This window comes from Kitasatospora phosalacinea, assembly GCF_000717185.1.
GTDB classification, from domain to species: Bacteria; Actinomycetota; Actinomycetes; order Streptomycetales; family Streptomycetaceae; genus Kitasatospora; species Kitasatospora phosalacinea_A.
Genome location: NZ_JNYE01000034.1, coordinates 22,262 through 43,104, shown reverse-complemented (window position 1 = coordinate 43,104; position 20,843 = coordinate 22,262). Strand labels below are relative to the sequence as shown.

Annotated in this window: 17 protein-coding genes; 8 read left to right on the top strand and 9 right to left on the bottom strand. The window is 73.6% G+C overall.

Annotation, left to right across the window (positions count from 1 at the left end):
- Positions 1-142: 142 nt before the first annotated feature.
- Positions 143-937, bottom strand: coding sequence for an isoprenyl transferase (locus OO57_RS16755; RefSeq protein WP_051777769.1), 795 nt, complete (start codon positions 935-937; stop codon positions 143-145).
- 338 nt (positions 938-1,275) lie between these two features.
- Here OO57_RS16755 and OO57_RS16750 point away from each other — a divergent pair, with 338 nt between their 5' ends.
- Positions 1,276-2,883, top strand: coding sequence for a chitinase (locus OO57_RS16750; RefSeq protein ID WP_033253282.1), 1,608 nt, complete (start codon positions 1,276-1,278; stop codon positions 2,881-2,883).
- 139 nt (positions 2,884-3,022) lie between these two features.
- Here OO57_RS16750 and OO57_RS16745 read toward each other — a convergent pair whose 3' ends face one another.
- The gene (locus OO57_RS16745; protein WP_063737578.1) at positions 3,023-3,697 is read right to left on the bottom strand and encodes a prepilin peptidase; all 675 of its coding nucleotides are present in this window, start codon (positions 3,695-3,697) and stop codon (positions 3,023-3,025) included.
- A 117-nt stretch (positions 3,698-3,814) separates the two neighbouring features.
- Between OO57_RS16745 and OO57_RS16740 the strand changes: the two genes are divergently transcribed.
- Positions 3,815-5,029: a pyridoxal phosphate-dependent aminotransferase gene (locus OO57_RS16740; RefSeq protein WP_033253281.1), complete on the top strand. Its 1,215-nt coding sequence runs from the start codon at positions 3,815-3,817 to the stop codon at positions 5,027-5,029.
- 71 nt (positions 5,030-5,100) lie between these two features.
- On the opposite strand, the gene OO57_RS16735 is transcribed toward OO57_RS16740, so the two are convergent.
- Complete coding sequence (locus OO57_RS16735) at positions 5,101-6,930, bottom strand: phosphoenolpyruvate carboxykinase (GTP) (RefSeq protein ID WP_033253280.1); 1,830 nt, start codon at positions 6,928-6,930, stop codon at positions 5,101-5,103.
- A 264-nt stretch (positions 6,931-7,194) separates the two neighbouring features.
- Here OO57_RS16735 and trhA point away from each other — a divergent pair, with 264 nt between their 5' ends.
- Entirely contained in the window at positions 7,195-7,863 is a 669-nt protein-coding gene (trhA, locus tag OO57_RS16730; protein WP_418909894.1) for a PAQR family membrane homeostasis protein TrhA, read from the top strand.
- Positions 7,864-7,876: 13 nt separating this feature from the next.
- Here trhA and OO57_RS16725 read toward each other — a convergent pair whose 3' ends face one another.
- A complete protein-coding gene (locus OO57_RS16725; RefSeq protein WP_033253279.1) occupies positions 7,877-8,146 on the bottom strand; it encodes a hypothetical protein in 270 nt (89 codons plus the stop codon).
- A gap of 213 nt (positions 8,147-8,359) precedes the next feature.
- Between OO57_RS16725 and OO57_RS16720 the strand changes: the two genes are divergently transcribed.
- Complete coding sequence (locus tag OO57_RS16720) at positions 8,360-9,991, top strand: MFS transporter (RefSeq protein WP_081973728.1); 1,632 nt, start codon at positions 8,360-8,362, stop codon at positions 9,989-9,991.
- A complete protein-coding gene (locus OO57_RS16715) occupies positions 9,988-10,647 on the top strand; it encodes a TetR family transcriptional regulator (RefSeq protein ID WP_081973727.1) in 660 nt (219 codons plus the stop codon). The genes OO57_RS16720 and OO57_RS16715 overlap by 4 nt, the downstream gene beginning before the upstream one ends.
- Before the next feature lie 28 nt (positions 10,648-10,675).
- Here the strand turns inward: OO57_RS16715 and OO57_RS16710 are convergent, their stop codons facing one another.
- Positions 10,676-11,641 (bottom strand): NADP-dependent oxidoreductase, encoded by a 966-nt coding sequence (locus tag OO57_RS16710; RefSeq protein ID WP_033253278.1) that lies wholly within the window; start codon positions 11,639-11,641, stop codon positions 10,676-10,678.
- A gap of 83 nt (positions 11,642-11,724) precedes the next feature.
- On the opposite strand from OO57_RS16710, the gene OO57_RS16705 reads away from it, so the two are divergent.
- Complete coding sequence (locus OO57_RS16705) at positions 11,725-12,735, top strand: GlxA family transcriptional regulator (protein ID WP_081973726.1); 1,011 nt, start codon at positions 11,725-11,727, stop codon at positions 12,733-12,735.
- A 421-nt stretch (positions 12,736-13,156) separates the two neighbouring features.
- On the opposite strand, the gene OO57_RS16700 is transcribed toward OO57_RS16705, so the two are convergent.
- Positions 13,157-14,008, bottom strand: a complete 852-nt coding sequence (locus OO57_RS16700) for a hypothetical protein (protein ID WP_033253276.1) — start codon at positions 14,006-14,008, stop codon at positions 13,157-13,159.
- A gap of 11 nt (positions 14,009-14,019) precedes the next feature.
- On the bottom strand, positions 14,020-14,682 hold the full coding sequence (locus OO57_RS16695; RefSeq protein WP_033253275.1) for a papain-like cysteine protease family protein: 663 nt from the start codon (positions 14,680-14,682) through the stop codon (positions 14,020-14,022).
- Between the two features lie 253 nt (positions 14,683-14,935).
- On the opposite strand from OO57_RS16695, the gene OO57_RS16690 reads away from it, so the two are divergent.
- The gene (locus OO57_RS16690; RefSeq protein ID WP_033253274.1) at positions 14,936-15,874 is read left to right on the top strand and encodes a hypothetical protein; all 939 of its coding nucleotides are present in this window, start codon (positions 14,936-14,938) and stop codon (positions 15,872-15,874) included.
- Between the two features lie 54 nt (positions 15,875-15,928).
- Here OO57_RS16690 and OO57_RS16685 read toward each other — a convergent pair whose 3' ends face one another.
- On the bottom strand, positions 15,929-16,780 hold the full coding sequence (locus tag OO57_RS16685) for a GNAT family N-acetyltransferase (protein ID WP_033253273.1): 852 nt from the start codon (positions 16,778-16,780) through the stop codon (positions 15,929-15,931).
- Between the two features lie 64 nt (positions 16,781-16,844).
- Positions 16,845-18,893 carry a thioredoxin domain-containing protein gene (locus OO57_RS16680; protein WP_033253272.1) on the bottom strand — a complete coding sequence of 683 codons (2,049 nt, stop codon included), beginning with the start codon at positions 18,891-18,893 and terminating at the stop codon, positions 16,845-16,847.
- 1,444 nt (positions 18,894-20,337) lie between these two features.
- On the opposite strand from OO57_RS16680, the gene OO57_RS16670 reads away from it, so the two are divergent.
- Positions 20,338-20,793 carry a hypothetical protein gene (locus tag OO57_RS16670; protein ID WP_158715143.1) on the top strand — a complete coding sequence of 152 codons (456 nt, stop codon included), beginning with the start codon at positions 20,338-20,340 and terminating at the stop codon, positions 20,791-20,793.
- Positions 20,794-20,843: the final 50 nt, after the last annotated feature.

The window sequence follows — 20,843 nt, the reverse complement described above, 5'->3', positions numbered from 1 at the left end:
CGCGGCCCCGCTGGCCGGGGGGACGGTCTGAAGGGAGTGTTCCCAGGCGAGGGGCCCCGCATTCGCGCCGGAGCGAACGGCGGGATCACGACAGGCGAACGTTTTCCCACCCGTACCAGGGGTAGTGGAACCTGACCCGCGGTCAGCGCCCCATCCGCCGGTTGCGCTGCTGGTAGTCGCGCAGCGCCCGCAGGAAGTCGACCTTCCGGAAGGCCGGCCAGTAGGCCTCGCAGAAGTAGAACTCGCTGTGCGCGGACTGCCAGAGCAGGAAACCGGACAACCGCTGCTCGCCGGAGGTGCGGATCACCAGGTCCGGGTCGGGCTGCCCCTTGGTGTAGAGGTGCTCCGCGATGTGCTCGACGTCGAGGACCTCGGCCAGCTCCTCGATCGAGGTGCCGCGGCCCGCGTGCTCCTGCAGCAGGGAGCGGACGGCGTCGGCGATCTCCTGGCGGCCGCCGTAGCCGACCGCGACGTTGACGGTCAGGCCGTCGACGTGCGCGGTGTCCTGGGCGGCGCGCTTGAGCAGTTCGGCGGTGCGGGCGGGCAGCAGGTCGAGGGCGCCGACCGGGTGGACCTTCCAGCGGCCGGCCTCGGCCAGGCCCCGCACGGTGTCCTCGATGATGCCGAGCAGCGGGACGAGCTCCGCGGCGGGGCGGGCCAGGTTGTCGGTGGAGAGCATCCACAGGGTGACCACCCGGACGTCGGTCTCCGCGCACCAGCCCAGGAACTCGCCGATCTTGTCGGCGCCGCGCTGGTGCCCGTACGCGGTGGTGCCGCCGGTGGCCTTGGCCCAGCGCCGGTTGCCGTCCAGGATCACGCCGATGTGGTGCGGGGTGTTGGCCAGGTGCACCTCGACCCGGCGGCCGTACAGCCGGTAGGCCTTGTCCAGCAGGGTGCGCAGCCCCGGCGTGCGTTCCACCACATCGCGCAGACCCATCGTGAACGGCCTCTCCGTACTGATTGCTCCGGGTGCGAAATCCCTGCGGCAGCCTACTCCGCCCGGGTTTGCGCGCAGCAAAACCGCAGGTACCGGTCTTGTCACAGTGCGCGCACGGGCCAAGCTACGGAACGGTATCCGAATCCTTAAACGGCCCCTAAACCGGATTCCGGGTCTTGACGCTTGCCATTGGTCTAGTCCAGCGTGTGAGCAGCACCACAGCGGACCCTCCCCCACAGCGGAGCCGCCGCGACCCCCACCGCGGCGGCTCTCCCCCCGATCTCCCCAGCGTGCCTCCCCACACCCCACACCCCCACTCCCCTGCACTGGAGCCTGTCATGGCCCGTACCCTGCAGCAGCCGTCCCACCGGCGCCGCAACAAGATCCCGGCCGTCCTCGCCACCGCGACCGCGCTGGCCCTGGCCGGCACCGGCCTGGCCCTGTCGGCCGGCGGCGCGAACGCCGCGGTCGGCAACCTGGTCAGCAACGGCGGCTTCGACTCCGGCCTGGCGGGCTGGAAGTGCGTCGGCACCACCAGCACGGTCTCCACCCCGGTGCACTCGGGCACCGGCGCCCTGGCCGCCACCCCCGGCGCGAGCGACACCGCGGAGTGCACCCAGACCGTCTCGGTCCTCCCCAACACGGCCTACACCCTCAACGGGTGGGTCCAGGGCCAGTACGTCTACCTGGGCGCCCGCGGCACCGGCGGCACCGACCCGTCCACCTGGTCCGCGCAGAGCGCCTGGAACCAGCTGAACACCACCTTCACCACCGGCGCCGGCACCACCAGCGTCACGCTGTACGTCCACGGCTGGTACGGCCAGCCCACGTACTACGCGGACGACATCCAGCTGATCGGCCCGGGCGGCACCGCCACCCCGACCCCGTCGGCCTCCGCCACCTCGGCCTCGCCGTCGGCCTCCGCCTCGCCGAGCAGGAGCGCCTCGCCCTCCGCGTCGGCCTCGCCCTCGCAGAGCGCCTCCCCGTCGGCCTCGGCGTCCTCCTCGCCCAGCCCGTCCTCCTCGGCGACCACCACCCCGCCGAACACCGGCCTGCCGAAGCACGTCCTGACCGGCTACTGGCAGAACTTCGACAACGGCTCGACCGTGCAGAGGCTGCGCGACGTGCAGTCCGCGTACGACATCATCGCGGTCTCCTTCGCCGACTCGACCACCACCCAGGGCGCGATCTCCTTCACCCTGGACCCGGCGCTGGCCACCAAGCTCGGCGGCTACACCGACGCCGACTTCAAGGCCGACATCGCCGCCAAGCACGCGGCCGGCAAGAAGGTCGTCCTCTCCATCGGCGGCCAGAACGGCGCCATCTCGGTGGCCAGCTCCGCCGCCGCCACCGCGTTCTCCGACTCGGCCTACAAGCTGATCCAGCAGTACGGCTTCGACGGCATCGACGTCGACCTGGAGAACGGCGTCAACGCGACCTACATGTCGCAGGCGCTGCACACCCTGCAGGCCAAGGTCGGCTCCGGCTTCATCCTGACCATGGCGCCCGAGACCATCGGGATGTACTCCACCGCCGGTGCGTACTTCCAGCTGGCGCTCGCCACCAAGGACATCCTGACCGTCGTCAACACCCAGTTCTACAACTCGGGCGGCATGAACGGCTGCGACGGCAAGGTGTACACCCAGGGCACCATCGACTTCATCACCGCGCAGGTCTGCACCCACATCCAGGGCGGCCTGCGTCCGGACCAGGTCGGCATCGGCGTCCCGGCCTCCACCAAGGCGGCGGGCGGCGGCTACGTCAACTCCACCGTGGTGAACAACGCGCTGGACTGCCTGGCCACCGGCAACCACTGCGGCAGCTTCGTCCCGCCGGCCAAGTGGCCGACCATCCGCGGCGCGATGACCTGGTCGACCAACTGGGACGCCAACAACGGCAACGACTTCTCCAACAACGTCGGCGCCTTCGCGCACGCCATGCCGTAACACGCAGAGCCAGTGCGCCGCTCCTCGAGGGTGGGGTGGGCGCACGCACAGGGGCCCGTCGTACCGCTGGGGTACGGCGGGCCCCGCCCATTCCCCGGACCGGGCACCGGACTTCAGCGCCGGACTTCAGCGCCGGGCCTCAGCGGTGGGCCGCCGCCAGCAGGGCCGCCAGGGTGCCCAGCAGCATCGCCGGGCCGAAGGCCAGTTCGCTGCGGCGGCCCGCCCGGCGCAGCACCAGCAGCGTCACCGCCCACAGCCCCGCGACGAGCCACATGTAGAAGAGGCCGCCGTACACCGCCCGCCAGCCCGCCAGGCCGAGGACCGCACCCAGGCTCGGCGCCAGCTTGGCGTCGCCCAGGCCCAGCGGGGCCAGCAGCGCCATCAGCAGGAAGAGCAGGCCGAGGCCGCCCGCGGCCAGGGCGCAGCGCAGCCACACCGCCGGGTCGCGGTCGGTGAGCGGCACCAGCACGGCGGTGCCGAGGAACAGCGGCAGGGTGAGGGCGTCCGGCAGCCGCTTGACCGCGGCGTCCACGAAGCCCAGGACGGTGCCGAACAGGGCCAGCCAGACCAGCAGCGGCAGCCAGCGGCCCGGCGCCCAGGCGCCGAGCACCGCGCCGAGCACCGCGGCGACCGCCTCGACGCTCAGCGGCGGCGGGCCGACCCGCCGCTCGCCGTGCCGCGGGCAGCGGCCGTACGGGGTGGGCAGGCAGCTGCGCCGGGGCTCGCCGGGCGGCACCGCGTACCTGGTGGCGGCCGCCCGCAGCGGCACCCCCGCGCACAGTCCGACTGCGGCTCCGACCACTGCTGCGAGCATCCGGCCCTCCCCTGGCGGTCCGCCGCGACCCTACCGCCCGGGGCGGTTCGCCCGTCCGTGTCCAGGTGGCGAACAGCACTCGGTGATCGGTGTGACGCGCCCGTAAAGTAGGCGGGTATGCAGGTCATCCAGTCCAGCAAGCTCGCCAATGTCTGCTACGACATCCGCGGTCCGGTGCTCGACGAGGCGATGCGGCTGGAGGACCAGGGCCACCGCATCCTGAAGCTCAACACCGGCAACCCCGCCGCGTTCGGCTTCGAGGCGCCGCCAGAGATCCTCCAGGACATCCTCCGCAACCTCAACTCCGCGCACGGCTACGGCGATTCGAAGGGCCTGCTCTCGGCGCGCCGCGCCGTGGTCATGCACTACGAGGAGCGCGGCCTGCACGGCCTGACCGTCGACGACGTGTACCTCGGCAACGGCGTCTCGGAGTTGATCCAGCTCGCCATGACCGCGCTGCTGGACGACGGCGACGAGGTGCTCGTCCCAGCGCCCGACTACCCGCTGTGGACGGCCTCGGTCTCGCTGGCCGGCGGCACCGCGGTGCACTACCGCTGCGACGAGCAGGCCGAGTGGTACCCGGACCTGGCGGACATCGCGGCGAAGATCACCGACCGCACCCGGGCGATCGTGGTGATCAACCCGAACAACCCGACCGGCGCGGTGTACCCGAAGGAGCTGCTGGAGGGCCTGGTCGAACTCGCCCGCCGGCACAAGCTGGTGGTCTACGCGGACGAGATCTACGACAAGATCCTCTACGACGGGGTGGAGCACACCCCGCTGGCCACCCTGGCGCCCGACCTGTTCTGCGTCACCTTCAACGGCATGTCCAAGTCCTACCGGGTGGCGGGCTTCCGCTCCGGCTGGATGGTGCTCTCCGGCGACCGGCACCGGGCCCGCTCCTACATCGAGGGCCTCAACGTGCTCGCCTCGATGCGGCTGTGCGCCAACATGCCCGCCCAGCACGCGGTCGCCGCGGCGCTCGGCGGACGGCAGTCCATCCGGGACCTGATCCTGCCCGGCGGCCGGCTGCTCGCCTCCCGGGACGCGGCGTACAGGCTGCTGAACGAGATCCCCGGCGTCTCCTGCGTCAAGCCGAAGGGCGCGCTGTACGCCTTCCCGCGGCTCGACCCGCAGGTCTACAAGATCAAGGACGACGCGCAGATGGTCCTGGACCTGCTGCGCGCCCAGCGGATCCTGATCGTCCAGGGCACCGGCTTCAACTGGCCCGACCCGGACCACTTCCGGCTGGTCACCCTGCCGCACCCGGACGACATCACGGACGCGGTCACCCGGATCGGCGACTTCCTGGCCGGGTACTCCCAGCCGTAGCGGCCGCACGCGCGTTCGCCCCGCACCCCTTCCGGGGTGCGGGGCGAACGTTCCGTCAGGTGCCGGTGGGGTCAGGCGCCGAGCCGCTCGACCAGCGCGCGGTACTCGTCCCACAGCTCGCGCGGGGTGTGCTCGCCGAACAGCTCCAGGTGGGCCGGGACGAGTGCGGCCTCCTGCTTCCAGATCTCCCTGTCGACCGTGAACAGCAGCTCCCGGTCGGCGTCGGTGAGCTCCAGCCCGTCCAGGTCGAAGCCGTCGACCTCGGGCAGCACGCCGATCGGGGTCTCGACGCCCGCCGCAGTGCCCTCCAGGCGCTCGACGATCCACTTCAGGACGCGGCTGTTCTCGCCGTAGCCGGGCCACACGAACTGGCCGTCGGCGTTCTTCCGGAACCAGTTGACGTAGTAGATCTTCGGCAGCTTGGCGGCGTCCGCGTCGGCGCCGACCTTCAGCCAGTGCGCGAAGTAGTCGCCCATGTTGTAGCCGCAGAACGGCAGCATCGCGAACGGGTCGCGGCGCAGCTCGCCGACGGTGCCCTCGGCGGCGGCGGTCTTCTCGGAGGCGATGTTGGCGCCGAGGAAGACGCCGTGCTGCCAGTCGAAGGACTCGGTGACCAGCGGGACGGCGGTGGCCCGGCGGCCGCCGAACAGGATCGCCGAGATCGGGACGCCGGCCTGGTCCTCCCACTCGGGGGCGATGGTCGGGCACTGCGCCGCGGGGACGGCGAAGCGCGCGTTGGGGTGGGCGGCGGGGGTGCCGGACGCGGGCGTCCAGTCGTTGCCGCGCCAGTCGGTGAGGTGCGCGGGCGGCTCCTCGGTGAGGCCCTCCCACCACACGTCGCCGTCGTCGGTGAGGGCGACGTTGGTGAAGACGGTGTTGCCCCAGAGGGTCTTGATCGCGTTGGCGTTGGTGTCCTCGCCGGTGCCGGGGGCGACGCCGAAGAAGCCCGCCTCCGGGTTGATCGCGTAGAGCCGCCCGTCGGCGCCGAACCGCATCCAGGCGATGTCGTCGCCGATCGTCTCGACCTTCCAGCCGGGGACGGTCGGCTGGAGCATGGCCAGGTTGGTCTTGCCGCAGGCGGACGGGAACGCGGCGGCGACGTACTTGACCTCGCCGGAGGGCGGGGTGAGCTTGAGGATCAGCATGTGCTCGGCCAGCCAGCCCTCGTCGCGGGCCATGGTGGAGGCGATCCGCAGCGCGTAGCACTTCTTGCCGAGCAGGGCGTTGCCGCCGTAGCCGGAGCCGTAGGACCAGATCTCCCTGGTCTCCGGGAAGTGCGAGATGTACTTGGTGCTGTTGCACGGCCACGGCACGTCGTCCTGGCCCTCGGCGAGCGGGGCGCCGACCGTGTGCACGGCCTTGACGAACTCGCCGTCCTCGCCGAGCTGGTCGAGCACGGCCTGCCCCATCCGGGTCATCACGCGCATCGAGACGGCGACGTACGCGGAGTCGGTGACCTCGACGCCGTACGCGGCCAGCGGGGAGCCGACCGGGCCCATCGAGAACGGCACCACGTACATGGTGCGGCCGCGCATCGCGCCGCGGAACAGGCCGTCCTCGCCGACGAAGACCTCGCGCATCTCGGCGGGGGCCTTCCAGTGGTTGGTCGGGCCGGCGTCCTGCTCGCGCTCGGAGCAGATGAAGGTGCGGTCCTCGACGCGGGCGACGTCGGACGGGTCGGAGGCCGCGTAGTAGGAGCCGGGGCGCTTGGCCGGGTCGAGCCTGGTGAAGGTGCCCTGGGCGACGAGCTGTTCGGCGAGGCGGTGGTACTCCTCCTCCGAGCCGTCGCACCAGACGACGCGGTCCGGCTGGGTGAGGTCGGCAATCTCGTTGACCCAGTCCACCAGGCGCTGGTGGCGGGTGGGCGCGGACTCGGCGAGCGCAGAGATCTGAGGCGGCACGATCGCTCCGTTTCACACCATCTCGGCCAGGAGACGGCTTCGCGGGGGTTGAGGGTGGTTACACGGTAGCCCCGGGGCGACACCCCTTCTTCGGCTGATTGGCGTCATTGACGAGATTTTTACTCCAGAGTGTCTGATTCGGTGGCCCCGTGGTGCTCCTCGCATGCCCCAGAGAGACCTTGATCACGCAGACGGTTTTGTACGCGGCGTACAAGAGTGAGGATGACCACTTCACTACGCGCCAGTAACCTACGGTTCCGTAAGATGCTGCCCATGACCGCGGAAGCGCTGGAGCTCATGAAGCCCAAGTGGCGTGGCTGGCTGCACGCCGGGATGTTCCCGGCCGCCCTGGCCGCCGGAATCGTGTTGATCTGCCTGGCCGACTCGACGGCGGCGCGGATCGCCTGCGTCGTCTACTCGGTGAGCGCCTGGATGCTGTTCGGGGTGAGCGCGGTGTACCACCGCTTCACCTGGGGCCCGCGCGGCGAGGCGGTGCTGCGCCGGCTCGACCACGCCAACATCTTCCTGATCATCGCCGGGTCCTACACCCCGTTCACCATCCTGCTGCTCGACGGCGCGCGGCAGCAGGTGCTGCTGTGGCTGGTGTGGGGCGGCGCGCTGGCCGGGATCGCCTTCCGGGTGTTCTGGGTCGGCGCCCCGCGCTGGCTCTACACCCCGTGCTACGTGGCCCTCGGCTGGGCGGCGGTGTTCTTCCTGCCGGACTTCCTGCGCCGGGGCGGCCCGGCCGTGGTGACGCTGCTCGTCGTCGGCGGCCTGCTCTACACCGCCGGCGGCCTGGTCTACGGCCTCAAGCGCCCGAACCCGTCACCGCGCTGGTTCGGCTTCCACGAGGTGTTCCACGCCCTCACCCTGGGCGCGTTCATCGTGCAGTACGTGGGGGTGTCGCTGGTGGCGTACAGCGCCACCGCCTGAACCCGCCCCCCCTTCAGCGGCGTACCGGCTGGACCTTCGCCTCCAGCCGCTCCCGGGCCCGACGGCAGCGCTCGCAGTGCGCCGCGTCGGGCCCTCCGCCCGCCGTGCGCCGGTGGACCCGGCCCCGGAAGCGGTGGCCGACCCAGGCCATCACCGCCAGCACCTCGACCGCGGAGACCACCCAGACCAGGCGGGCCCCGCCGACCAGGTACCCGGCCGTGACGGCCAGCGCGGCCAGCACACCGACCACGCCGCTCCAGAACCGCGCCGCACCGTACTCCATCGGCAAACCTCCCGCCGGCCGACCTGTCTCCTGACGCACCGTCAGGGAACTCCCCACCTACAGTGACATGTTCAGCACCCTCCGAGGGAGAACGGGGGATCAACAGCGCATCAACAACAGAGGCCGGGATCCCACAGGGGACTCTTCGCTTGACGGTAGCCATCTTTTGATAGTTACTCTCATTTGAGAGAAACTACCGGATGGAGGCCCCGCATGCCCGCGTCCCAGGCACCGCCCAGCCCGCGCCGCTGGATCGCCCTGGTGGCGGTCGCGCTCAGCGTGCTCGTCATCGGCTTCGACACCACCGTGCTGAACGTCGCCCTGCCCGACCTGGCCCGGCAGTTGGAGGTCGGCACCGGGCAGCAGCAGTGGATCGTCGACGCCTACACGGTGGTGTTCGCCGCCGCCCTGCTGCCCGCCGGACTGCTCGGCGACAGGTTCGGCCGCCGCCGCACCCTGGTGCTCGGGCTCGCCCTGTTCGGCGCGGCCTCGCTGCTCGGCACGCTCGCCTCCGGCCCCGGGTCGCTGATCGCCGCCCGGACGGTGATGGGCCTGGCCGCCGCGTTCGTGATGCCGATGTCGATGGCGGTCGTCCCCGCCGTCTTCCCGCCCGCCGAACAGCGCCGCGCCACCGCCCTGTTGACCACCATGACCGCGATCGGCGTCCCGCTCGGCCCGATCGTCGGCGGGCTGCTGCTGCGCCACTACTGGTGGGGGTCGATCTTCCTGGTCAACGTCCCGCTGGTGCTGCTCGGCACCGTCGCCTGCCTGCTGCTGCTCCCCGAGTCCGCCGACCCGGCCGCGCCCCGGCTCGACCCGCTCGCCGCGCTGCTCGCCATCGGCGGCCTGTCCGCACTGACCTGGGGCGTCATCGAGGGCGGCGACCTCGGCTGGGACGACGCCCGGGTGCTCGGCGCGCTGGCCGGGTCGCTGCTCGCGCTGACCTGGCTGGTGCGGCGCAGCCGCCACCGGGAGCACCCGATGCTGGACCTCCGGCTGCTGGCCGAGCCGGTGTTCCGCTGGTGCGCCGTGGCGGTCACCCTGGTCTCGGTCGTCCTGCTCGGCGGCTTCTTCGTGCTGCCCGCCTACTTCCAGAGCGTGCTGGGCACCGACGCACTGGGCAGCGGGCTGCGCCTGATGCCGATGATGGGCGGCCTGCTGGTCGCCTCCCGGACCGGCGAACGGTTGGTGCGCCGCTTCGCCCCGCGCGGGGTGATCGGCGCCGGGCTGGTGCTCACCGGCCTCGCCCTGCTGCTCGGCAGCCGCACCTCCGCCGGGGACGGCTACGGCTGGACGGCGCTGTGGCTGCCGCTGTTCGGCGCCGGGCTCGGCCTGGTGCTGATCACCGCGACCGCCTCCGCGCTGCTCCTGCTGCCCGCCGCCAAGGCCGGGGTCGGCTCCGGCCTGGTCCAGACCCTCCGCCAGGTCGGCGGCGCGGTCGGCGTCGCCGTCTTCGGCGCGCTGCTCGCCGCCGGGTACCGCGACCGCCTCGACACCGACGGCCTGCCCGGGCCCGCCGCGCAGTCGGCCCGCGGCTCGGTCACCGCCGCCGACGCGGTCGCCGAGCGGATCGGCGACCCGGCGCTGGCCGCGTCCGCGCACGGCGCCTACCTGCACGGCATGACGCTGGTGATGCTGGTCGCCGGGGTGCTCGCACTGCTCTCCGCCGCCCTGGTCGCGGCCCGGATGCCCGGCACCGACCCGGCGGCCGCACCCGACGCGGGCCCCGGGCCGGTGCCCGCCGCGCCGGGGCCCCGCGGTCCGTCGCCCGCCGCGCCGGGGCCCGACGGTCCGGTGCGGCCGGTGGCCGCGGCGGCGGGCGATCCCGGAGAATCGTCGGCATGACCACCCCGCGCAGCGCCCGGCCCCGCCCGTCCGACCCCTCCCCCGGCTCCCTGGAGGAACTCGCCGGGGCCCCGCTGTCGCTGCGCGAGCGCAAGAAGCTGAGGACCCGGCAGACCCTGCGCCGGGAGGCGGTGCGGCTCTTCGCCGAACAGGGCTGGGAGGCCACCACCGTCGACCAGATCGCGGCCGCGGCGGAGGTCTCCCCGTCCACCTTCTTCCGGTACTTCCCGGTCAAGGAGGACCTGCTGCTCACCGACGAGTACGACCCGCTGATGGCCGAGGCGATCCGGGCCCGCCCGGCGGGCGAGCCCTTCCTGACCTCCGCCCGTGCGGTGCTGGTCGGGCTGGTCCGCCGGATGCTCAGCGAGCAGGAGCGCGCCGAGCTGTACGAGCGGATGCGGCTGGCCGCCTCCGTGCCCTCCGTCCGGGCCCGGATGATGGAGGGCGCCGGCCAGCCGCGCGGCATGCTGCTCGACCTGCTCACCGAACGGGCCGGCCTGGACGCCCCCACCCTCGAACTGCGGATCACCGCCGCCGCGATCTCCGCCGCACTCACCGAGACCTCCCTGTACTGGGCCGACCGCGGCGGCCGGGACGACCTCGCCGACCTGCTCGACCTCGCCCTGGAGCACCTCCAGGGGCTCGCCGCGCACTGACCGCCCGGGCGGCGGCCCGGCCGGCGGCTCAGTCGCCGAGCAGCACCAGCTTGCCCGCCACCCGGCCGCCGTCGCCCACCTCGTGCGCCTTCGCGGCCTCCGCCAGCGGGAACGTCCCGGCGATCTCGGCCCGCAGCAGGCCGCGCTCCGCGAGGTCCGCGACCGCGGTCATGCCCGCGTGGTCGGCCTCCACCAGCAGCATCGCGGTCCGCACCCCGAGCCGGGCCGCCTCCTCGGCCAGGCCCTCGACCGGGAACGGCAGGATCGAGACCAGCAGCCCGCCCCGGCGCAGCGTGCGCAGCGAGCGCAGCTGGTAGTCGCCGCCGACGGTGTCCAGCACCACGTCCACGTCGCGCACCGCCTCGGCGAAGTCGACCGTCCGGTAGTCGACCGGCTCGTCCACCCCGATCCGGCGCAGGAAGTCGTGCTTGGCCGCACCGGCCGTCCCGATCACGTGCGCGCCGCGGGACTTGGCGATCTGCACCGCCAGGTGCCCGACCCCGCCCGCGGCCGCGTGCACCAGCACCCGGTCACCGGCCCGGACCTGCGCGGTGTCCACCAGCGCCTGCCAGGCCGTCAGCGCGGCCAGCGGCAGCGCGCCCGCCTGCACCACGTCCAGCGAGGCGGGGCGGCGGGCGAACGCCCGGGCCGGGCCGACCGCGTACTCGGCGTGCGAGCCCACTCCGTGCGGGTAGGGCAGCATGCCGAACACCTCGTCGCCCGGCGCGAACAGCGTGACGCCCAGACCGACCGCCTCCACCGTGCCCGCCACGTCCCAGCCCAGCACGAACGGCGGCTGCCCGAGGAAGAGGCCCGCGGCCCGGTGCTTCCAGTCGGTCGGGTTCAGGCCCGCGGCGCGCACCCGGACCAGCACCTGGCTCGGGCCCGGCACCGGGCGGGGCCGCTCCACCAGGTGCAGCACCTCGGGGCCGCCGAGGACGTCCTGGCTGATCGCGCGCATGGTGGGGGCCTGGTTCGTCGTGTCGTTCGTCATGCCCCCAGCCTCGCGGGGGCGGGCGGCCCGCCGTGAGTGGCAAGATGGTCACCGTCCGATGGGATCCTGCCAGGAGGTCCGCCATGGCCGCCGCTCCGCCCGCGTCTCCGTCCGCGTCTCCGTCCGCGTCTCCGCCCGCCACACCGCCTGCCGCGCCGCACCGGGTCGCGGTGCTCGCGCTGGACGGCGTGTACCCGTTCGAACTCGGCATCCCCAAGCGGGTGTTCGGCAGCACCGACGGCCTCTACCGGCTGACCACCTGCACCGTCGACGGCCGCCCCGTCCGCGCCGACGCCGACTTCACCGTCACCCCCGACCACGGGCCGGAGGTCCTCGCCACCGCCGACACCGTGGTGATCCCGCCGTTCGGGCCCGTCCCGACCACCTCCGCGCCCGATCCCGCCGTCACCGCCGCGCTCGCCCTGGTCCGGCCCGGCACCCGGCTGATCTCCATCTGCACCGGCGCCTTCGTGCTCGCCGCCGCCGGACTCCTCGACGACCGCCCCGCCACCACCCACTGGGCCCTCACCGGCCACTTCCGCGCCCTGTTCCCGCGCGTCCGGCTCGACCCCGACGTGCTGTTCGTCGACGACGGCGACGTCCTCACCTCGGCGGGCGCGGCCGCCGGCGTCGACCTCTTCCTGCACGTCCTGCGCAACGACCACGGCACCGCCGCCGCCAACCGCGCCGCCCGCATCTGCGTCGTCCCGCCCTGGCGCGACGGCGGCCAGGCCCAGTACATCCCGCAGCCCGTGCCCAGCACCGGCAGCACCGGCACCGCCCCCACCCGCGAATGGGCCCTCGCCCGGCTCGACCAGCCGCTCGGCCTCGCCGAACTCGCCGCCCACGCGAGCATGAGCACCCGCACCTTCGCCCGCCGCTTCCAGGAGGAGACCGGCCAGAGCCCCGGCCGCTGGCTAACCCGGCAACGCATCGAACTGGCCCGCCACCTCCTCGAAGCCACCGACCTCAGCATCGACCGGATCGCCACCCGCGTCGGCTTCGCCAACCCCGTCTCACTCCGCCAACACCTGCACACCGCGATCGGCGTCTCCCCCCTCGCCTACCGCCGCACCTTCGCGGGCACCTCCTGAGCCGCGAAAACACGCCGGCTCCGAGCTGCGAAGCAACCCCTCCGGGGGGAGGGGGGAGGGCGGGTCCGAGCTGCACGAAGCAACCCCTCGGGAGCCCGCGCGGCAGCGACTCCGAGCCGCGCGAAGCAACCCCTCCGGGGGTTGAGGGGAGAGCGGGTCCGCGCTGCGAAGCAACCCCCTCGGGAGCCCGCGCGGCAGCGACTCCGAGCTGCACGAAGCAACCCCCTCGGCTGCCCGCGCAGCGGGGGCTCCGGGCTGCGAAGCAGCCCCTTCAGGGGCCCGGGGAACGGCGGGTCCGAGCTGCTGGCGGCCGGAGCCCATCGGAATGCCCGTGCTGCTTCGGGCCGAGACGGAAGCCCGAGCCCACCGCAGATCCGTCCCCCGGACCTGCGACAGCCTCGGGCCCCTGTCCCGTTCCGCGCTAGTACTTGATGCGGGCCCTGCGCCGCCGCCGCAGCCCGAGGGCCGTCCCCGCCAGGGCGGTCAGCCCGACCGCCGCGCCCGCGGCGGGCAGCGGTGCCCCGTCGCGGCCCGTCCCCGCGGGAGCGGCCGTGTCGAAGCCGCCCGCCTTGCCGGAGGCGTCGTACGCGGAGCCGGGCAGCTTGTCCCCGTAGCGCTGGTGGACGAGCTGCTGGTAGGCGGCGACGGTGGTGCCGCGGGCGCCGACCGAGCGGCGGGCGTCCTCGTCGAGCGGGAGGACGCGGCCGCCCTTGACCTCGTACCAGGCGTCGACCTGGGGTTCGCGGAAGGCGGTGCCGCCGTCCGCCGCGGCCCGGGCCGCGTAGTCGGTCTCGTCACCGCCGGAGGCGATGTTGACGACCCGCCAGCTGCCGTCCTGCCGGGCGGTCCAGACCGAGGCGCGCTGCCCGTCCGCGGCGACGGCGGTGGTCGCGGCGAACTCGACCTCGGCGACCGGGGTTCCGGCCCGTCCGGCGACGAAGGCCGCGGAGAGGGTGTAGACGGGCACGGTGTCGCCGGTGAGGCGGGGTGCGGCCGCGGTCGCGGCCTTCGCCTCGTCGGCCGCGCCGATCCCGAGCGGCTGGGTGGGCGGCACTCCCTTGCGGGCGAAGAAGTGCCCCAACCGGTCGAGCACGGAGGGCTGTTGGGTCGCACTGCGGGCCGCGGCGAGCTCGCCGGAGCCGAGCGCGGCAGGCGCGGCGGGCGCGGCAGGGGTGTCGGAGGCGTGCGCCGCCGGGGCGAGGGCGACGGCGGTGAGGGCGACGGCCGCGAGGGCGGTCGCGCTGCGGGTGGCGTGGACGTGGTGGCTGCTCATGGTGTGGCTCCTCACGCGCCGATCCGGTACAGGGAGTGGGTCCAGGAGAAGGACCCGTTGCTCACGTAGTAGTTGTAGTCGCCCCAGTTGTAGCGGTAGTTGGACGGCCACGGGTCGCCCCAGTACAGCCAGTTGCTGTTGACGTCGTAGCCGTACAGGACGTTCATGTGGCCGCCGCCGGAGCTCCACTGGATCCGGGTCTCGACCGGGCGTCCGGCGTCGATCTCGGTCTGCACGGTGGAGTAGCGCAGGTAGCCGTTGACGTACGAACCGGTGCTGATGCCGATCCGGTACAGCGCGTTCTGCACCTCGGCCAGGCTGGCCTGGCTGTTGGGGCAGGTGGAGTTGACGGAGCGGCCGAACGCCAGGTTGCAGAACTGGTTCTGGCTGTAGCCGTAGCCGTAGTAGGTGGCGATGGTGTTGCCGCCGGCCGCCCAGCACCAGTTGCTCTGCTGCTGGGCCTGCATGGTGAGGTTGAGGATCCGCGAGGTGCCGGCCAGCGTGGGGGCCAGTGCGGGGGCCTGGACGGCGGCGGGGGCGGCGGCGGGGGCGGCAGTCGCGGGGGCGGCGGCCGCTCGGGCGGGGGTGGTGGCGAACACGCTCAGCACCGGGGCGAGGGTGCCCAGGGCGAGTGCGGCGACCGTCCGGCGCAGCCGGATCGGGAGCTGTGGCATGGGGGTTGGCCTCCTGGCAGGGGCGAGGAGTGGATGTGGGGGCGGCGCGTCCGGACGGCGCGGGAAGAGCATCCGGCCGGGCCCGTACGCAGGTCAACGGCCGTTCCCCGTACGGCGGTCGGGGTGTGAACGGGCCCGGTGGCGGTGTGAACGCGGCGGCCCTGGGCAGCGCGGATATCGTCCGGACCGATGACAAGGCGGCCCGGAGGTGTGAATATTCACGGTCGATCGACGGTCGATCGAGGAGGTGGCCTTGCAGCAGCCGTCCGCACCGCCCGACCTGGCCCTCGCCCTGCGCACCGGGCCGTTCCACCTGGCCCTACGGGCCGCGATCACCGCCCGCGGCCTCGCCCTGCACCGGCTGCGCGAGCGGCTGGCGCAGCGCGGCGTGCAGGTCGGGGTGACCAGTCTCAGCTACTGGCAGCAGGGGCTGCGGCGCCCCGAGCGGGCCGAGTCGCTGCGCGCCGTCGCGGTGCTGGAGGAGGTCCTGGAGCTGCCGGAGCACTCGCTGACCCGACTGCTCGGCCCGCGCCGCAGCGTCCCCGAGCCCGTCCCGGCGGGCCCGGCGGTCCGCCCGTACCGGGACCTGATCAGCCCGGCCGAGGCCGTGGACGGGCTGCTCGCCGTGTTGTCCGGGCCGCCCGACACCGGCCTGCACACCCTCACCCACATCGAGCGGATCCGGGTCGGCGCGGACCGGCGGCTGCTGCGCCGCGACTCCCAGCACGTGCTGCGCGCGCACCGCGACGGCATCGACCGCTACCTGGCCATCTACCAGGGCGATCCGGGCGGCGACATCGAACGCGTCCGGGTCCGGGCCGAGGAGAACTGCCGGCCCGGCCGGATCCGCCGCGACCCGGCCGCGAACCTGCTGGTCGCCGAACTCCTGCTGGACCGCCGCCTGCGCACCGGCGACACCCACCTGCTCGGCTACGGCTTCGACGAGGCCCCGTCCACCGGGCCCAGCCACGAGTACGTCCGCGGCTTCAACGCGGGCGCCGGGCAGTACGTCCTGCAGGTCACCTTCGACCCGTCCGCCCTGCCCGTCCGCTGCGACCGCTTCACCCGGCGCGCGCCCGAGCAATCGACCCTGGAGAGCGAGGAGTTGACCCTGGACGGCCACCACTGCGCGCACCTGGTGGCCGCCGACCTGCCGCCCTGCCTGCTCGGCCTGCGCTGGGACTGGGAGTGACGCCTTGCCCGCTCGGCCTGCGCTGGGACTGGGAGTGACGCCCTCCACGCTCCCTCAGCCGAGGACGACGTGCACCGCGTCGTCGACCGGGAGGTAGCCGATGCGCTGGTAGATCGCGTTGCTGACGGGGTTGGCGAGGTCGGTGTAGAGCAGCACCTCGGCCGCGCCGCCCGCCCGGGCGTGCGCGGAGGCCGCCGCCGTCAGGGCGCTCGCGTAGCCGCGTCCGCGCAGCTCCGGCGGGGTGTAGACCGGGCCGATCCGGGACATCCCGGCGACGGCGGGGCTCGCCCCGGCGAGGGAGGTGACGCGGGCGTCCCCGTCCTCCCAGAGCAGCAGGGTGCCCGCGGCGATCCGCTGGTCGGCGTCGGCCTGCAGGTCGCCGGGGACGTTCACCTGCGCCTCGGTGGCGAACGCGGCGAGCCAGCGGGCGACCAGCTCCCGCTCCGCCGGGGCGGCGAGCCGGGCCCGCCCGGCCGGAGGGGTCGGCGGGGGCGTCAACTCGCCGAGCCGGTACAGCCGTTCGTTGGTCGCGACGGCCCAGCCGCAGCCGGTGAGCCGCTCCAGCTCCCGGGCGAAGGCGAACACGGCCTCCCGCCCGCCGCCCACGTCGTCCGGCTGCTGGTCGCCGTCCGCGAGCTGCCGGGCCAGTCCCTCGGCCGCGGCGGCGGTCATCCGGCCCAGGCGCTGCCCGTACGGCGGGGTGCGCAGGGTGACGCCGGTGACGGCGCCGTCCGGCTCCCGCCACCAGCCGTAGCGCGGCGGGGCGTCGCCGTAGACCTGCGGGCCGTCCCGGCCGATGCGGTCGACGATGGTGAGCAGCACGGTGTTCTCGACGGGGTGGGCCGCCAGGAACGGACCGGCGGCGGTGCGGAATTCGTCCAGCGACGTGGTGAGTGTCCAGCCCATGCCGCATCCTCTCCCGCCCGCCGCGGCGGCGACCACCGGTTATCCGCCCACGCCGCCTCCCCGCTCAGTCTCGCAGCCGCTCGGCCAGTTCCGCCGGGTCCGCGGTCGGGCGCTCGCAGACGAAGTGCCGGCACACGTACGCGGCGGGGCGGCCGTCCAACAGCGGGCGGTCGGCCAGCAGCGGCACCTCGGCGTCGCCGGGCTCGCCGGACCCACCGGGCTCGCCGACCGCGACCACCGCGCCGGGGGCGGTGGAGCGCAGCGCGGCCAGGTGCAGCGCGGCCCGGGCCGGGTCGTCGGCGGGGCCGACCACGGCGACCTCGCGGGGGCCGTCCAGCAGCGCCTCGGCCGCGGCCAGGCCCCAGCCGATGAACCGGGGGGCGCGGGTACCGAGGGCGGAGACGATGCCGAGCGCCCGCTCGGCGGCGGTGCGGTGCCGGGCCGAACCGGTGTACGCGGCGTACGTCAGCAGGGCCGCGGCGGCAGCGGTCCACCCGGACGGGGTGGCGTTGTCGGTGGGGTCCTGCGGGCGGCGGATCAGCTGCTCGGCGTCGTCCGCGGTGTCGTACAGCGCGCCCGACACGTCATCCGTGAAGTGCCGCAGCACCACGTCGAGCAGCTCCCCCGCCAGTTGCAGCCAGGAGCTCTCGCCGGTGACCGCGTACAGCGCGAGGAAGCCCTCCGCGGTGTCCGCGTAGTCCTCCAGCACGCCCGCGTTGGCCCCGGCCCGGCCGTCCCGCGAGGTGCGCAGCAGCCGGCCGTCCGCGGTCAGGTGCACGGCGATCAGCAGGTCGGCGGCCCGCTCGGCGGCCTCGACCAGGTCCGGGCGCTCCAGCAGCGCACCGGTCTCGGCGAGCGCGGCGACCGCCAGCCCGTTCCAGGCCGCCACCACCTTGTCGTCGCGCGCGGGCGCCGGACGCCCGGCCCGCGCCTCGAACAGCTTCGCCCGGATCTCGGCGTACTTCTCCTCGTCCTGCGGGTCCTTCGGCCGTTGCAGCACCGAACTGCCGTGCTCGAACGTCCCCGTGACGTCGAACAGCTCCACCGCGAGGGCGGCGTCCGCCTCCCCCAGCACCGCCTCCAGCTGCCCGGGCGTCCACGCGTAGTACGCGCCCTCGGCGTTCTTCCCGCTCGCCGGGTCCGGCGAGTCGGCGTCCAGCGCGGAGGCGAACCCGCCCTCGGGGGTGCGCAGTTCGCGCAGCAGGAAGTCCGCGGTCTCCAGCGCGACGCGGCGCGCCCGCTCCTCCCCGGTGGCCCGCCACAGGTGCAGGTACACCCGCAGCAGCAGCGCGTTGTCGTACAGCATCTTCTCGAAGTGCGGCACCGTCCACGTCGCGTCCACCGCGTAGCGGGCGAAGCCGCCGCCCAACTGGTCGTAGATCCCGCCGCGGGCCATCGCCTCGCAGGTGCGCTCCACCATCTGCAGCGCCGCCGCGGACCCGGTCCGCGCGTGGTGCCGCAGCAGGAACTCCAGCACCATCGACGGCGGGAACTTCGGCGCCCCGCCGAAACCGCCCCGCCGCTCGTCGAACGACCGCGTCAACTCCACGACCGCCGCGTGCAGTTCGCCCTCCCCCGGCACCTCCCCCACCCCGCTGCCCACCGCGTACACCGAGGCCCGCTCCGCCAGGTCGCGCCCGATCCGCGCCGCGACCTCCGCCACCTCCGCGCGCCGCCCCGTCCAGGCCTTGTCCACCCCCTCCAGCACCTGCCGGAACGAGGGCATCCCGTGCCGCGGCTCCGGCGGGAAGTACGTCCCGAAGTAGAACGGCTCCTTCCCCGGCGTCAGGAACACCGTCATCGGCCACCCGCCCTGCCCCGTGGCCGCCTGCACCGCCTCCATGTACACCGCGTCGACGTCCGGCCGCTCCTCCCGGTCGACCTTCACCGCCACGAACCGCCCGTTCAGGAACTCCGCCGTCGCCTCGTCCTCGAACGACTCGTGCGCCATCACGTGACACCAGTGACACGCCGCGTACCCCACGCTCAGCAGCACCGGCACCCCCCGCCGCTCCGCCTCCGCGAACGCCTCGGGGCCCCACTCCCACCACTCCACGGGGTTGTCGGCGTGCTGGCGCAGATAGGGCGACTGAGACTTGGCCAGTCGATTCATACCGGCATCGTCGCACGATCCGGACCGTCCGACCTACGGCTTCCGCAACGCCCGTGTCGAACCCCCCTGCTCAACTGAAGGCACTTGCCGATACCCCGGGTCGCGGTCCCCGGGCAGAGCAGCTCGGCCGAAGCAGCCTCGTCGGACGTCAACTCCCCGGCGCCGAAGGCGTCGGGCGGCCGGTCGGCGACCGCCTGCCGAGCGTCGGCGACCGCCTGCCGAGCGTCGGCGTCGGCCCTGCAGTCCTCCGGCACGGGCTTGGCATCCTGGAAGACGTCCGCCGGGCAGGCGGAGCCGCGTTGCCTGGCCCGCCAACCAGGTGCTCCGCGGGGACCCGTACGTCGGTGGACGTCGTCTCGACGATGTCCGACGAGCGCAGCCCGAGGGCGGTCGGCTCCGGGCTGACGGTGACGCCGGAGGAGCGGTGTCGACGGCCAGCAGTGACAGCCCTCCGCGCCTGTCGTCCCGCTCTGCGCCGGAGGTGCGGCGGGCGACAAGCACCGGACCGGCCTGGGCGCCCCCGGAGACGAACGACTTGACGCCGCTCAGCAGGTGGTGCGCGCCGCCCTCGGACGGCTCCCGCGGCACCCGGCCCCGCGACGTCGGAGCCGGCACCCGGCTCCGTGACGGCGATGGCCGTCATCAGCTCGCCGGTGGCGGAGGCGGGCAGTCGTCGCTTCTTCTGCTCGTCCGTGGTGTATTTGACGAAAGTCGCAAGAAGTCCGAAATGGGCACTGGTGCCGCCGAAGACGGCCCCGCCCGCGCCCCGCACTCCTCGGAAACACCGAAACCGGGGATACCGGCCCGCCAGTTTCAGGTAAAAATCACGGGGCCCGGGCCCGCGGTCTCCCACTCGTGATACACGGGCGCGGCCCCTGCCGCGACGAAGTCCCGCAGGACGGCAGGGCACGCCTCGTGGTCGTCGTGGAAAGCGGTACGCCGCACTGTTGCCCCCCGTGGTGCCGATCGGTCCTTCGGTTCAGCTCCTCGAACGTAGTACTCCGTCGTCGAATCTGTCCAGAGAGCAAGGGGTTCTCGCGGCAGTGACGGATGCCATGTCACCCACAGGCCTGCGGAGCTGGTCCTGGCACTCTTGTCGCACGCGGTCGTCATGTGTCTAGTATTCGGTAACGAGTTCGGGGACCTCAATGACCGACGGTCCCTGTCGGACAGTCAAGGGCCGGGGGGACGGGGTATGAAGCCAGCAGGGGACGCGCCTCCGTTCAATGCGCGCGATCCACGCTTACGAAATGACCCATATCCGCTCTATCGACGACTTCGCGAGGCAAATCCTGTCCATCGCACGCCTTGTGGACATCGGGTCGTCCCGGGGCGCGACGCAGTCGCGCCGTCCGTCCGCCGCCCTCGGTCGAGCAGCGCGCACCCGCAGGGCCGCGGATGGGTCGGGCAGCGCGGCCCGGCCGATCCGGTGTTCGCCGCGCGGGTGCCGGTCACGGTCTTCTGCGGGCTCGGCGGGCGCCGCGCCGGCCTGGTCGCCAACGTCACGGCGTTCTTCGCGGGCGGCCACGGGACGGCCGTCAACCTCGTCGGCAACGGTGTGCCGGGCCTGCTGCGCCACCCCGACCGGCTGCAGGCGCTGCGAGCCGACCCCGGTCCCGTCCAGGACGGCATCGACGAACTGCCACGCCACGACGCACCGACCCAGCTCGTGGCGCGCATCAGCACCCAGGGCACCGGGACCGCGGGCGCGACCGTCCCGGCCGGCTCCACGGCGACGGTCCGGCTCGGCGCGGTGCTCGCGAAGACCGGGCTCCGGCTGGCCTCCACCGAACTCGCCGGCCGCTACCGCGACGTGACCCCGGCCTGCGAGGACGTCGTGCGGCGTCGGCAGGTCAACACCCGCGGCCTCGGTGAGCTGCGCGTCGACCTCGTGCCCTGAGGCTCGACCCGGCAGCCGCGCCCCGTACACCCCACCCCGCACCCGGCCCG